Below are 14,732 nucleotides of genomic sequence, written 5' to 3'. Positions count from 1 at the left end.
GATGATGCAGCAGAAACCCACCGGGCGGCGGGTGCCGGAACCTCCGGCGCTCCCGCCCGATCATCCCTGCTATGGCTGCAACTATGGCATGGGAAGGCGCTGTATAGGGGTCTGCTATAAGCAGCTTTTGAAAGGAAGGAGGAAACACGATTGAAATTAGTGGTGGCTGAGAAACCCAGCGTGGCCCAGAGTCTGGCCGCTGTGCTGGGGGCCAAACAGAAAAAACCGGGATATTTGGAGGGCGGCGGCTTTCTGGTAAGCTGGTGCGTCGGGCATTTGGTGGGGTTGGCCCCTGCCGACGCCTACGATCCGAAGTATTCCGAGTGGACGTATGAGGATTTACCGATTATCCCGAAGGAATGGCAGTTTACTGTTGACCCAGGGAAAAAGGAACAATTCAAGGTGCTTTCCGACCTGATGAACCGTGCCGATGTGGATAGCCTGGTGTGCGCCACCGATGCGGGCCGTGAAGGGGAATTGATTTTCCGGCTGGTGTATCAGCAGGCAGGGTGCCGCAAGCCGATAGAACGGCTGTGGATTTCGTCGATGGAGGAGGATGCAATCAAAGCGGGGTTTTCCGCCCTGCGCCCCAGCAGCGAATATGACCTTCTCTATGCAGCGGCTCTCTGCCGTGCAAAGGCGGATTGGCTGGTAGGGATTACCGGAACCCGACTATTCTCCACCCTCTACCGGAGAACGCTCAATGTGGGGCGCGTCATGACACCCACACTGGCCCTGGTAGTGGAACGGGAAACTGCGATTGACAGCTTCAAAAAGGAGAAGTTTTACACGGTGGAACTGGACTGCGGTTTTTCTGCCGTAAGCGACCGGATGGCAGAAAAAAAGGCAGCGGAAAAACTGAAAGCTGCCTGTGCAGGCCAGCCCGCCACTGTCCAAAGTATGGAGAAAAAGCAGCGTACCGCCAGCCCGCCGAAGCTGTATGATTTAACTTCCCTCCAAAGGGACGGAAACCGGCTGTTTGGCTACACCGCCCAGCAGGTGTTGGACTATGCCCAGGCACTCTATGAAAAGAAGCTGCTGACCTATCCCCGTACTGATTCCAATTATCTAACAGAGGACACCGCCGCCACAGTGCCGGAGCTTTTGGAGCGATCTGTTTCCAGCCTGCCGTTTTCTGTGGAGATAGGGCAAACGGATGTGTCCCGTGTGGTGGATGCTTCAAAGGTCAGCGACCACCACGCGCTGCTGCCTACCATGCAGGTAAAGCAGGATGCACTTGTTGCGCTGCCCGCCGGGGAGCGCAACATCCTTACCCTGGTGATGGTTCGGCTTCTGTGCGCGGTCAGCGAAAAGCAGGGCTATGAGGACACAGCGGTAATACTGGATTGCAGCGGCACTTCCTTTTTTGCAAAGGGCCGCGTGGTGACAACCCCCGGCTGGAAGGCCGTGGAACAAGCCTTCCTCTCCACCCTGAAACAGAAACCGGAAAAGGATGATCCAGAACCGGCTGCTCTGCCATCCATCACCGAAGGGCAGTCCCTTCCCGGCTGCAAGGCGACGGTGCGCGAGGGAACCACCAGCCCGCCCAAACACTTCACGGAAGATCTGCTGCTCTCCGCAATGGAACACGCCAGCGCGGAGGAATTTGCAGAGATTGAGGGCGTGGAACGCACGGGCCTTGGGACACCGGCCACCCGTGCCGGTGTGATTGAGAAGCTGGTGCGCGGTGGTTTTCTGGAACGTAAGGGCCGTCAGCTTCTCCCCACGAAAAAAGGCCATAACCTGATTGTGGTGCTGCCGGATAGTATCAAGTCGGCCAAACTGACCGCAGAATGGGAAGCAGCCTTAAAGGAGGTGGAGCGCGGGGAGCGTTCCGCAGATGATTTTCTCTCCGGCATTGAACGGATGACTGCTGATCTGGTGGAGGGCTACCAGGCAATCCAGGCAGACACCTCCCTCTTTGACCAGCGGGAACCGATTGGCAGGTGTCCCCGCTGCGGCAAGGATGTGGTGGAAAGCAAACTGAGTTTTCAGTGTATTGACCGTTCCTGTGGGTTTACCATGTGGAAGAACAGCCGCTTCTTTGCCGACAAGCATAAAGAACTGACCAAAGCGGTGGCAAGCGCACTGTTGAAAAAGGGCCGTGTCAAAATGACCGGCCTATTCAGCGAGAAAAAGGGCGTGGCCTACGATGCCACCGTAGTACTCGACGATACCGGCAAGTATGTGAATTACAAGCTGGAATTTGACCAGAAGAAAGCAGGTGCAAAGCATGAGTGAGGAACGAAACCAATATGCTGTGGTGCCCTTTGACACCTTTGAACGATACCTGGGGCCGCGTTATGAGAATATCCCCGGTGTGGAGTACATTTTGGAAAATGGAACGCTGCTCTACTTCATGGAGGAGGCTCCAGGCGTGTACGAGTCTGCCGACCACACGGTTACCGGCGAACCGGCAGCCCCAAAGCTGTTTGTCCCCGTTTATGAAGGGGATGAAATGCAGCCCCACGCTTTTTCCGAAGTCGGCCCCCGTGAACAGTTTGCCGCCATCACCGATTTTTCTGTGACCATCGGACTGCCGGGGGTGAACCAGCGCAAGGAGCCGGGGTATGTGCTGGACAACGGCCTGGTGCTTCTGGAAAGTGAACGGGACAGCCAGGGCAACTATAAGGCCGGGGCCGGAATGGACGGGATGTTTTTACAGACCGGGCGCATTTTTGAGCCGATCCGGTATCCGGATGGGGAAATCCTCGCGTTTCTGGAACGCCAGCCGGAGCGCATCCGTGCGAAAGATCTGGAGTCCGTAAAGGCCTATGATACTGCCAGAGTGCAGAACCCCAGGGAAGAAAGTCCGTCCCAAAGGCCGCCTTCCCTGCGGGAGCAGCTACGTCGGGCGCAGGAGACACGGCCCTTACCTGGGGCCAATGCTCCGGAAAGGGAACGGTGATCGGATGCCCTTACTGAAGGTGGAGCAGGAAACCATCATCCTTTTCAACGAAGCGGAGGCCACGGCCAGCATCTATACCCATAACGCCGCCTTACAGCGGGTGCTTCTGGAACTGTGCCAGACCCATCCGGCCCAGGTACGGCAGACCGAAGATAACCGCCACGGCGGGTTGACCTATGAATTGCCCAAAAAGTGGGTGAAAATCACACCGCCGCGGGCACTCTCCGAAGCACAGAAACGAGTTTTGGATGAGATGAACCAGCGCAATCGGGAACGCAGGCAATCCACTTAATCATTCGGGGCGGCATGGGGTGTCTGTGCCGCCCTGCTTTTTGAAAGGAGGTTCTTATGGCGCAGAAATGGCAGACCATTTCGGAACTGGCCGCCGATACCAGCCGGAAGGTCACACACTCACCGGAGGAATGGTGCCGCTTTCTCACTACGGCGGCACGATTTTATAAAGCCTACGATTTTGACGATCAGCTTTTAATTTACGCACAGAAGCCGGACGCGACAGCCTGTGCGGATATGTCCACCTGGAACAATAAAATGCGCCGGTGGGTCAATGCGGGCAGCACTGCTATCGCGCTGATCCGCAAGGGGTACGGCGGCAAGCCCTATCTGGACTATGTGCATGATGTGGCAGATACCCATCCGGTACGGGGCGGCAAAGACCCGTGGCTGTGGAAGCTGACGGAGGAAAACCGCGAGCCGGTCATGGAGCGGCTGCGGAGTGCCTTTGGAATTGACGGTGCCGGTGATTTGGGCGACCTCTTGATGGAGGTCACGGATAAGCTGGTACAGGAAAGCTACGGCGAATATCTTCCCGACCTGCTCTATGAGCGGGAGGACAGCTTTTTAGAGGGTCTTGACGATTTCAATGTGGAGGTGCTGTTCCGCAATACCCTGCGGGCAAGCGTCCAGTACGCTGTCCTTTCCCGCTGCGGCCTGGATGTGAACCGTTACCTGGACACAGAGGATTTTCGGGAGATCACCAACTTTAACACCACCGCTGCCCTGGCCTGCCTGGGGACGGCAGTATCTCAGGGAAGCCGGGAACTGCTTTTGGAGATTGGCGACACCATCCGGAAAATCGAACGGGAAAAGGCCAAAAATCCTCTTGCAAAGTCTGACCGGGAGCCGTATAATGATAGCAGAAACTTTAGCACATTAAAGCGCGAAAGGAGCGACGAGCATGGCGACATTGACATACACGAAACAGAACGGGTATCAGGTTCCCAATCTCCGGATGGACGAGAGGGAGAACGAACCGCAGACCCTGGGCCGGTTCGGAAGGGCCAGGGAACAATATCTGATGGAACACCGCAAGGGACTTTACAACTCGATGCTGCTGACCGGCAGGCTGTGGGCACATCTGACCGAGATCGACCGGACAGCCCAGGAACAGATGGACAGTCTGGTGGCAGAGATGGCGAAGGAACAGGGCGTGACCGAAGCCCTGAAAGCCAGCAATCAGATGGAATGGGTGCAGCGGATAAACAACATCCGGCAGTCAGCGGAGGAAATCGTCCGAAGCAACCTGATTTACAGTTAAACACGAAGGGAACGGCAGGTGAACAGCCTGCCGTTTCTGCGTCTGTGGAGATAGACGCGCCGTTTTCTGCAAAGCCGGACTACCGGCAACTTACTCTTTTTGACCTGCCAGAAATGCAGGTACAGAAGATTTCTCGCCAGAAAGCGGAGGCTGCTTCTTCCCGTTCCCGGCGCAGAAAGCCGGAGCAGCCAAAGGATAACAAGTTGGAAACAGCCAGCCGGAAACTGTTCGAGCAGTCCGGCACAGCGGCCAATGAGCAGCTATCCTTTGACCTGACCGAAGCCGAGCGTGGACAGATAGAACCCCAAAACGGGGGCAGCCAGGGTACAACCCCACCCCCGCCAGTCCCCTCCCCGGAACCCACCGGCGCGGGCGCGTCCGAAGCGGTCAAACCGTCCACAGAAGCCCCTGTTTCTCCTTCCTTTGTGCCGGATGTGCCAGAGTACATGAAATTAAAGGCCGATCACCCCGGCTCTTTTGTAAGCGTCAAGGTGGGCGATTATTTTTTGCTCTATGGGGAGGACGCAAAGCAGGCTGCCGCCGACCTGGGCCTAAAGACCGTGGTTCAGGAGATTCCCGGACTTGGGGAAACCACTGTCACCGGCACAAACCTGGGCTGGCCCCATCTGGCAAAGCAGTTACAGCTTCACGGCCACAATGTCACCATTGGCGAATGGGAGAACGGTCAGTATCGAATTGTCAAAAACCTGGATGTGGCTGATTTTATTCCCCTGCGGATGAAGCTGGAGCAGGAAAACCGTATCTATACCATTGATCAGGTCGATTACGCTGCGGGGCGTGTCAGCCTGCAGGATGATACCTTTGGGGTCAGAACTGGATTTCCCATCTTCCGGAATGAGCCGGTGTCCATCGTGCGGGAATGGGTGGAACACCAGCAGGAAAAAGACCTGGCTGCGGCTGCACGCACAGAGGAAATGCTCTCGGAAGCCTACGAACAATCCCAGCTTGATACAGCCAAAAGGCTGATTACAGAATTTTGTGAGTATGAATATGGTTCCGAGGTGGATTTTACCGACCTGCGGCATATCGGGTTGGCCTGTACCACCACGGACAACGAACAGCACATCCTTCAGGTGGAAGCAGATCTCGTAGAGCCGTCCATCAGTTACCTGCTGGACGGTGAATTGGTACATCGAGATAAGTACCAAAATCTCTCGAAACTGATTCTCAAGGAACTTGTCACGCTTGACTTTGATCACCTCATCCGCACGGGCCTTGACGCGGCTCAGAGAGAACCGGCCATTATTCAGGAGGATGTAAAACCGTATCATCGTTATTCTGTGATAGAAGCCAGCAGTACGGATTCCTATGTCCCGGATGGAGGCCGTTTTGCTATTTTTGATGAAGAAACATGGGACTACTATTATGACGAGAACAGTTGGGCAAAGGTTTTTCCCGACGCAGAATCCGCCGCTCAATTTATAAAGGAACTGGAGAAAGCGGATGCCGAAAAGCAGCAGCCTGGCCTGACCGGGCAGCCGATTACCCGCGAGGGCGACACCCTGACGGTTGGGAATGGCCCCGCTACCCATGAAGTTGATATTACCGTATCTGATGAAGAATGGGAACGTATCAAAGAAGCTATCCCAGACCAGACCGGGAAAGCCCCTGACACCTCTCAGGCCAGTGGCAGAACGCTCCCTCCACCTGAAATAAAGCCCATTGTATCTGCCGATGAATGGCAGCGAGCAAATGAAGCGATTGTTGACCGGGGTATAAAAGCTACACCAGAAACCGAGAAAGTTTATCCAGGAGAAAAAAAACACTTACCTTACGACGTGGTTGTGGAACGGCTGCATATTGAGGAACCAGAGCGCCCTTCCACCCCTGCCGCCCAAAACTTCCACATCACCGACCCTGACCTGGGTGCAGGCGGGCAAAAGACAAAGTACCAGAACAACGTGGCTGCGATCCGGCTCTTAAAAGACCTGGAAGCCCAGGGCCGCAGCGCAACCCCGGAGGAACAGGAGATCCTATCCCGCTATGTAGGTTGGGGCGGCATTCCCCAGGCGTTTGATGAAGCCAATGAAAAGTGGGCTTCAGAGTATGCAGAGTTAAAAGCGTTATTGACCCCGGAAGAATACGCTTCAGCCCGTAGTTCTACCCTGAACGCGCATTTTACCAGCCCCACCGTGATTGAGGGAATGTATCAGGCATTGGAGAAAATGGGCGTTCATCCGGATACCGTTCTGGAACCTGCTATGGGCGTAGGCAACTTCTTTGGGCTTCTACCGGAATCTATGCAGAGCGCAACCCTGATGGGCGTGGAACTGGACAGCCTTACCGGACGGCTGGCAAAGCAGCTTTATCCCCAGGCGAATATCACCGTGGATGGCTTTGAGCGTGTCAACCTGCCGGACAATTCCATTGACCTGGCCGTGGGGAACGTACCCTTTGGCAGCTATAAGCTGGCCGATCCCCGGTACGATAAGCAAAACCTTCTTATTCACGACTACTTTTTTGTGAAAACGCTGGATAAAGTGCGGCCCGGTGGGATTGTGGCTTTTATCACCTCAAAGGGAACGCTGGATAAGCAGGATTCCACCGTGCGGGAATATCTGGCACAGCGGGCCGACCTTTTGGGCGCGGTACGTCTGCCGAACAACGCCTTCTCCCGGAACGCCGGTACGGATGTGACGACGGATATGTTGTTCCTGCAAAAACGGGCGCAGCCGCCGGAGCAGGTGCCGGATTGGGTGCAGTTGGGACAGACCGCAGACGGCATCCCTATCAACCGCTATTTTGAAACCCACCCGGATATGGTGCTGGGCATGATGGCCTGGGATAAGAGTATGTACGGCAACGAACGGGAAACTACCTGCGCCCCGCTGCCGGGAGCTGTGCTGTCCGACCAGCTTGGGGAAGCCCTGTTAAAACTCTCCCCGCCGGATCAGCAGCTTCTTTCCCAAAAAGGTGCGGTGGAAGTCCCGGAGCTGTTAGAACGGATGGAAACCGCCGATCCGGAAGCCCGGAATTTCAGCTACACGGAGGTCAGCGGCAAGCTGTACTTTGTGGAGAACGGCGAACGGATTCCGGTAGAGGTTCCCGCCACCACCGAAAAGCGTATCCGGGGGATGATTAGCCTCCGGGAACTGACCCGAAATCTCATTGAGTTGCAGCTTCACGGTGGCACTGATGAGAACATCAAGGCCGCTCAGGAAAAACTGAATCAAGCCTACGACGCTTATACCGCAGAGTACGGCCTCTTAAACAGCACTGGAAACAAGCGGGCCTTTGAACAGGATTCGTCCTACTGCCTGCTGTGTTCCCTGGAGGTATTGGACGAGGACGGAAACCTAGAGCGCAAGGCGGATATGTTCACAAAACGCACCATCAACCAACAGGTGACGATTGACCATGTGGACACCGCCAGTGAAGCCCTGGCCGTTTCTATTGGAGAACGTGCCCGTGTGGATTTGGGGTATATGTCCTCCCTTTTTGGCACCCCAGGCGAAACCGACAGCATCATCCGTGACCTGAAAGGGGTCATCTACAAAAATCCGGAAGCCGGTGGCGGCCCGTTAGATGGATGGGAAACGGCAGACGAGTATTTATCCGGCAACGTCCGGAAGAAGCTGGCCGCTGCACGGGCGGCGGCAGAGATTGACCCTGCATTTGCAGAGAATGTGGCCGCACTGGAGCAAGCCCAGCCCAAAGACCTCTCCGCAGCGGAGATCGACGTGCGGATCGGCGTTACCTGGATTGACCCGAAGTATTACACCCAATTTGTCCATGAACTCTTAAAAACCCCGTTCAGCTACAAGAAGGACATACAGGTACGCTATTCCCCGGCCACCGGCGAGTGGAATGTGAGCGGGAAATCACGGGACAGCCTGAATAATTCCCTGGCCTATGTGACCTATGGAACCAAACGGCGAAATGCCTACGCGATCATCGAGGACAGTTTGAACCTGCGGGACACCCGGATTTATGATACCATCCATGAGCCGGATGGCAGCACCACCCGCGTATTTAACGCCAAAGAAACCATGCTGGCCCAGCAAAAGCAGGAGCAGATCCGGGAGGCATTCAAGGATTGGATTTGGAAAGACCCGGCCCGCCGAGCCGACCTGTGCCAGAAATACAATGAACTTTATAACGCCATCCGGCCCCGCAGCTACAACGGGGAGCATATCCGTTTTTCCGGTATGAACCCGGAAATTTCCCTGCGGCCCCACCAGCGCAATGCGGTGGCCCGGATGCTATACGGAGGGAACAGCCTACTGGCCCATTGTGTGGGCGCGGGCAAAACCTTTGAGATTGTGGCGGCAGCAATGGAGTCCAAACGCCTGGGGCTGGCAAAGAAAAGCCTAGTGGTGGTTCCAAACCACCTGACCGAACAATGGGGCGCGGATTTTCTGCGGCTCTATCCCGGAGCCAATGTGCTGGTGGCCACCAAAAAGGATTTTGAACCGGCGAACCGAAAAAAGTTTTGCAGCCGAATTGCCACCGGCGACTATGACGCGGTCGTGATTGGACATAGCCAGTTTGAAAAAATTCCGCTTTCACCGGAGCGTCAGAAAGCCATCCTTCAGGAGCAGATCGACCAGGTGATCGACGGCATTCAGGAAGCAAAAGCCCAGGATGGGGAACGCTACACCATTAAGCAGTTGGAGAAATCCAGAAAGAGCCTGGAAGTGCGGATGGCAAAACTGAACGACCAGAGCCGCAAGGATGATGTGATTACCTTTGAGGAATTGGGCGTCGATAAGCTGTTTGTGGACGAGGCACACGGGTTCAAGAATTTGTTCCTGGCAACGAAAATGCGGAATGTGGCGGGTATCGGCCAGTCTGAAGCACAGAAGTCCTCTGATATGTTTGCAAAGTGCCGGTATCTGGATGAAATCACCGGCGGGCGCGGCGTAGTCTTTGCCACCGGCACCCCTGTCAGTAATTCAATGGTGGAACTCTATACCATGATGCGCTACCTGCAATATGACCTGTTAAAGTCCAGCGGCCTGGAGCATTTCGATAGCTGGGCGGCAAACTTTGGCGAAACCACCACTGCCCTTGAGTTGGCCCCGGAGGGAACCGGCTTTCGCAGTAAAACCCGGTTCGCAAAGTTTTTCAATCTTCCGGAACTCATGGCCATGTGGCGGGAGGCCGCTGACATTCAAACGGCGGATATGCTGCGACTGCCGGTTCCGGAGGCGGAGAAAATCACCGAAGTCACCACCCCCAGCGACTTCCAGCGGGATTTGGTGGCCGACCTGGGAGAACGGGCCGAAGCAGTACGCAATCGTGAGGTGGAGCCACGCGAGGACAATATGTTAAAAATCACCTCGGATGGCCGTAAACTTGCTCTGGATCAGCGATTGTCTGACCCGACGCTGCCGGACGATCCGGAAAGCAAGGTCAACACCTGCGTCCGGAATGTGTTGCAGGTATGGCGGGATACGGAGAAAATCAAGGGGACGCAGCTTGTATTCTGCGACCTGTCCACCCCAAAGGGGGACGGTTCCTTTAATGTCTATGACGATATGAAACAAAAGCTGATGGCCCAGGGCGTACCGCCGGAGGAAATCGCCTTTATCCATGACGCAAAGACAGAGGTTCAGAAAGCGGAACTTTTCTCAAAGGTACGGAAAGGCCAGGTGCGTGTGCTGCTTGGCTCCACGGCAAAAATGGGCGCGGGCACCAACGTCCAGACCCGTCTTGCTGCGCTGCACCATCTGGATTGCCCCTGGCGGCCTGCCGACATTGAGCAGCGCGAAGGTCGTATCCTGCGGCAAGGGAATATCAATAAAACGGTCAAGATATATAAGTACGTTACGGAGAATACCTTTGACGCGTATAACTGGAGCATTTTGGAGAACAAGCAGAAATTCATCGGCCAGTTGATGAGCGGCAAAAATCCCTCCCGTTCCTGTGAGGACGTGGACGAAGCCGCTTTAAGCTATGCCGAAGTCAAGGCCCTGGCTTCCGGTGACCCGCGCATTATTGAGATGACCGATCTGGACAGCCAGGTGACGAAGCTGAAACTTCTGAAAGCCAACCATGAGGGACAGCGGTATCAACTGGAAGATCAGTTGATTCAGTTTTTCCCGAAAGCAATCAGCCGCACACAGGAACAGATCACGGGATTGGAACAGGATTTGGCCGTCGTTCAGGCCCACCCTCTGCCGGATAAGGAGCATTTCTCCATCACGGTGGCAGGCCAGACCTACACAGAGCGCAAGGCCGCAGGTCAGGCCATCATTGATGCCTGTACGAAAATGACCGATGTTGCGGAGCGGGTGCCCCTGGGCGAGTATCGCGGCTTTCCCATGACCCTATGGGCCGATACTTCCACACAGAAATTCCAGGTGACAATGAAGCACAGCCTTTCCCATACGATTGAGTTGGGAAGCGACCCGGTGGGCAACATCGCCCGTCTGGAAAATGCTCTGGCCGCCATCGCGGATCATTTGGAGCAGAACCGTGGTAAGCTGGAAAACCTGAACGCGCAAATGGAAGAAGCAAAACTGGAAGTGAAGCGTCCCTTCCCCCAGGAGCAGGAATTGGCTGAAAAGACATCCCGCCTGAATGTGCTGCGGATTGCTCTGAATATGGATGGGAAATCCACTGGCAAGCGGGAACGGGACAAAGAGGAACTGGACGGAGGAAAACCCTCTATCAAAGGAATGTTAAAACGCCTTGGGGTTGAAGCTGCGGCTACCGCTTCCACCCCACAAAAAGGCAAGGATATGGAGGTGGCAATCTGATGAAACCACGCAGTGGGCGCACCATTCCGCTTTATTTCAAGGTGTCGCCGGAGGAAAAGAAAATCATTGAGAAAAAGATGGCGCAGCTTGGTATTCACAACCAGCGGGCCTACTTACGGAAAATGGCGGTAGACGGGTATGCGGTGCAGGTGGATATGTCCGACTTCAAAGCCCTGGTGTCCCTGCTGCGAAACTGCGCCAATAACTTAAACCAGATCGCCAAACGGGTGAACAGCACGGGCAATCTTTATCAGGAGGATGTAGCCGACCTGCAGGAACGATACCGGGAACTTTGGGGCGCGGTCAGTACCCTCCTGGGAAAACTGTCTGATTTGTGAATCACGCCTTTACTTTCGCGCTTTAATGTGATATAGTGAGCCTGTAAACAGCTTCAAAGGAGGTCGCGCCCTATGAGAATACTTCTGAAAATTTTGCTATTCCCTGTTGTTCTTGTTTTGACGGTTCTGGTGGCCTTCTGCCGCTTCGTCTGCCTGTTCTCCGGTATGATACTCGGTATCGTGGCGGTGCTGCTGTTCCTGATCGGGCTGCTGGTGTTGTTTGCCGGTCGGGTGGATGGCTTTGTCGGGTTTATGATACTGGCATGGCTGGTCAGTCCCTACGGCTTGCCGATGGCAGCTTCCTGGCTGACAGAGCGGGTGGCCGACTTTAACCGGATGTTAAAATCAATCTAATCCATGTTCCATTGGGCGCAGTTCTTTTTATGAGGGCTGCGCCCCTTTTTAATATAAAAAGCCTATGCAACTCGTTCACACAGATTGCATAGACTTAAAATTCAAATAAACCCCGAGTAATCGGGGCAGGACGCTACTACTAAACAATAATTCCAACAAAAATGCTCCAAAAGAAACAAACGCTAAAACATCATTTATCATAGACATCCCCCCTCGAATACTTGCTACTGTTTTATGTCCTCGATTATACAAATAGCATACACCATTTCTGGCTCCGGAGCAGGACAAAGTCAGTGTATCACAGTTTTAAGTAGTTTTCAATATGTTTCATATATGAGTGAACTGAATATAAGCAGCGCTTGTTCTTTTTCCCTTTCAGCGCAATCAACGCTCGTAAGGAAGCATAACCATATATGTCAATCAAAAATTGAAGAATCCACTTGTTTAACTTATTCTTGTTGACAAATAAGACACCATACTTATATAGAGAAGAATATTCGCTAAGTTGAAGTAATGCCTTTTCAGTTTCTGGCATCAGTTCTAACTTTGGATATGTTCTATAAACATGACATTCTTCGTTTAAAATGAGATTTTTGGCAACACTTGTGTTTGTGGTGATGAACGCAACTCGTTTAAATTTGGCTCCAGTAAAGTCAGCGTCTTTTAGATTACAGTTGCAAAATACTACATCCTCTAAAACTGCATTTCTAAAAGAACTCTTTTTCAAGTTTGAATTCAAAAAATCAACACCTAAACAATGTGAACTACTAAAATTACAATAAGTTAAAGAAGATGCCTGCCAACGTACATTATGAATATTCGCTTTTTTATAGGAGGTTCGGTAAATGGTTGCTTTGTATGTATAGTGATTTGCGACTTCTGTTATTGGCCGAGGACAACGAATTAGTGTAAGATAAGTTGGTTTTCCCATTTTTATCCTGATTTCCCTGCGCTGTTTAGCTTTTTCTGCTCGTTTCGCCTTACGATTCTTTTTTCCTTTTCCCATAATTATATCACCTGTCCTTAGCCCTTATTTTAATGCAATTTAATAACACTGTCTATTCTAATTTCAAAACATAACTACAGTATGAAAGGAGGGCCAGCAGATGGCAATTTCAAAAATCAAACCGCGCCACGCCAGTGAAGGACGGAGTATTGCGGCAGTCTTGAAAGACCGGATTGACTATGACAAGAATCCGGATAAGACAAAAGGCGGGCTACTGGTGTCCTCCTATCAGTGCGGCGCAGATACCGCATGGCAGGAATTTGCTCTCAGCAAGCAGATCTATGAAGCGGAAACCGGCCGGAAACGCGCCCCGGAAAACGATGTGATTTCCTATCTGATTATCCAGTCCTTTAAGCCTGGGGAAATCACGCCGGAGGATGCAAACAAGCTGGGGTATCAGTTGGCTTTAGAGTTTACCGGCGGGCAGCACCAGTTCCTTGTTGCTACCCATGTGGATAAAAAGCACATCCACTGTCACATCGAATTTAACAGCACTACTCTGGATTGCACACACAAATTCAATAATTACCGGAATACCTACCAGACGATCCGGAAAATCAATGACCGATTATGCCGGGAACACGGCCTGTCTGTGATTGAACAGCCAAAAGAAAAGGGCAAACACTATGCAGAGTGGGCGAACGCACGGCGCGGTACAAGCTGGAAGGATAAGCTGCGCCGGACGATTGACCGGGTGCTGCCTACGGTGTCCAGCTATGATGAATTTCTGGCGGCCATGCGCCGGGAAGGATATGAGATTCAGACCACACGGAAAGCATTGAGTTTTCGTCTGGCCAGCGAGGGGCAGGAACGGTTTACCCGTGCAAAAACGCTGGGAGCCGACTACACGCCGGAGGCCATAAAAGAGCGCATTGGACAGCCTGTAAAACGCCCACGCCGGCGAGCCGCACCGCTTCAAAAGAATGGGCGGGTCAATCTGCTTTTGGACATTCAGAGCCGCTTGCAGGGACGCGGGCCAGGTTATGAACGCTGGCTGAAAATCCACAACCTGAAGGAAGCGGCGAAAACGCTGAATTATCTGACCGAGCATAACATCACGGACTATGATTTACTGGCAGCACGGACCGCTTCCGTATCAGAGAATTTTGAAAAAACGGCAACGGCTATCAAGCAATACGAACACCGGATGGAGCAGATCGCTGATCTGAAAAAGCACATCATCAATTATGCGAAAACACGCGACACCTATGTGGCCTACCGGAAAGCTAGCCCCAGGGAAAAGGCACGGTTCCGGGCAGCCCATGAAGCGGAACTGCTTTTACACGAAGCTGCCAAACGAGCCTTTGATGAATTTGGAGAAAAGAAGCTGCCGACGGTCAAGACCTTACAGGCGGAATACAACGACCTGCTGGCGAAGAAAAAGGCCGCCTATGAAGATTATAAGCGGCTTAGGAAAGAGAACCAGGAATTGCAGACGGTGAAAGCCAATGTGGACGCACTGTTAAGGATTGAGCAGGTGCAGGAGTACCAGCAGGAGAAAGAAAACAATCAGGAGCAGGGCCGGTAAAACCGCTTTGCGGGTTTGCCGCCTTGTCTGCCCAAAAGGAAAAGCCGGGGGCTGTGTCAGGGGTGCGCGAAGCGCATTTATTTACCCTTGACGCGGCCTCCGGCTTTTGCTATGCCTCCGGCAGAGAAGCGTCCTTTTGGACGCGCAAGCCACCATGCCCCGTATGGTGTTCGGCCCGCACATTTTTGTCGGGCCGGGGGTTTGGGGAACCCCCCAACAAGCGGGAAAGGATATTCCTTTCCATTGCTTGCAAAAAAGGTCATAGATACTCCGCTTTCCTTTAACTGCCCCAAAATTCAATATTTCCGTTGCATTATG

The 14,732-nt window shown here is 53.4% G+C and carries 8 protein-coding genes; 7 read left to right on the top strand and 1 reads right to left on the bottom strand.

The window, feature by feature from the left end:
- Positions 1-150: 150 nt before the first annotated feature.
- From B5E84_RS08280 to B5E84_RS08255, 6 genes are all read left to right on the top strand, one after another.
- Positions 151-2,241 carry a type IA DNA topoisomerase gene (locus tag B5E84_RS08280; RefSeq protein WP_087221651.1) on the top strand — a complete coding sequence of 697 codons (2,091 nt, stop codon included), beginning with the start codon at positions 151-153 and terminating at the stop codon, positions 2,239-2,241.
- Positions 2,234-2,908, top strand: a complete 675-nt coding sequence (locus B5E84_RS08275; protein WP_087221649.1) for a hypothetical protein — start codon at positions 2,234-2,236, stop codon at positions 2,906-2,908. Before B5E84_RS08280 ends, B5E84_RS08275 begins: the two co-directional genes overlap by 8 nt.
- 4 nt (positions 2,909-2,912) lie before the next feature.
- A complete protein-coding gene (locus B5E84_RS08270) occupies positions 2,913-3,200 on the top strand; it encodes a hypothetical protein (protein ID WP_087221724.1) in 288 nt (95 codons plus the stop codon).
- Positions 3,201-3,256: 56 nt separating this feature from the next.
- Complete coding sequence (locus tag B5E84_RS08265) at positions 3,257-11,188, top strand: helicase-related protein (protein ID WP_087221647.1); 7,932 nt, start codon at positions 3,257-3,259, stop codon at positions 11,186-11,188.
- Positions 11,188-11,526: a plasmid mobilization protein gene (locus tag B5E84_RS08260; RefSeq protein WP_087221645.1), complete on the top strand. Its 339-nt coding sequence runs from the start codon at positions 11,188-11,190 to the stop codon at positions 11,524-11,526. The genes B5E84_RS08265 and B5E84_RS08260 overlap by 1 nt, the downstream gene beginning before the upstream one ends.
- Before the next feature lie 72 nt (positions 11,527-11,598).
- Positions 11,599-11,880 (top strand): CD1845 family protein, encoded by a 282-nt coding sequence (locus B5E84_RS08255; protein ID WP_087221643.1) that lies wholly within the window; start codon positions 11,599-11,601, stop codon positions 11,878-11,880.
- A gap of 298 nt (positions 11,881-12,178) precedes the next feature.
- On the opposite strand, the gene B5E84_RS08250 is transcribed toward B5E84_RS08255, so the two are convergent.
- Positions 12,179-12,886 carry a pentapeptide repeat-containing protein gene (locus B5E84_RS08250; protein WP_087221641.1) on the bottom strand — a complete coding sequence of 236 codons (708 nt, stop codon included), beginning with the start codon at positions 12,884-12,886 and terminating at the stop codon, positions 12,179-12,181.
- A 100-nt stretch (positions 12,887-12,986) separates the two neighbouring features.
- On the opposite strand from B5E84_RS08250, the gene B5E84_RS08245 reads away from it, so the two are divergent.
- Positions 12,987-14,414, top strand: a complete 1,428-nt coding sequence (locus tag B5E84_RS08245; RefSeq protein WP_087221639.1) for a relaxase/mobilization nuclease domain-containing protein — start codon at positions 12,987-12,989, stop codon at positions 14,412-14,414.
- The last annotated feature ends 318 nt before the right edge of the window (positions 14,415-14,732 follow it).

The organism is Lachnoclostridium sp. An14, from assembly GCF_002160755.1.
GTDB lineage: Bacteria > Bacillota > Clostridia > Lachnospirales > Lachnospiraceae > Lachnoclostridium_A.
This window is presented reverse-complemented; position numbering and strand designations above follow the sequence as displayed.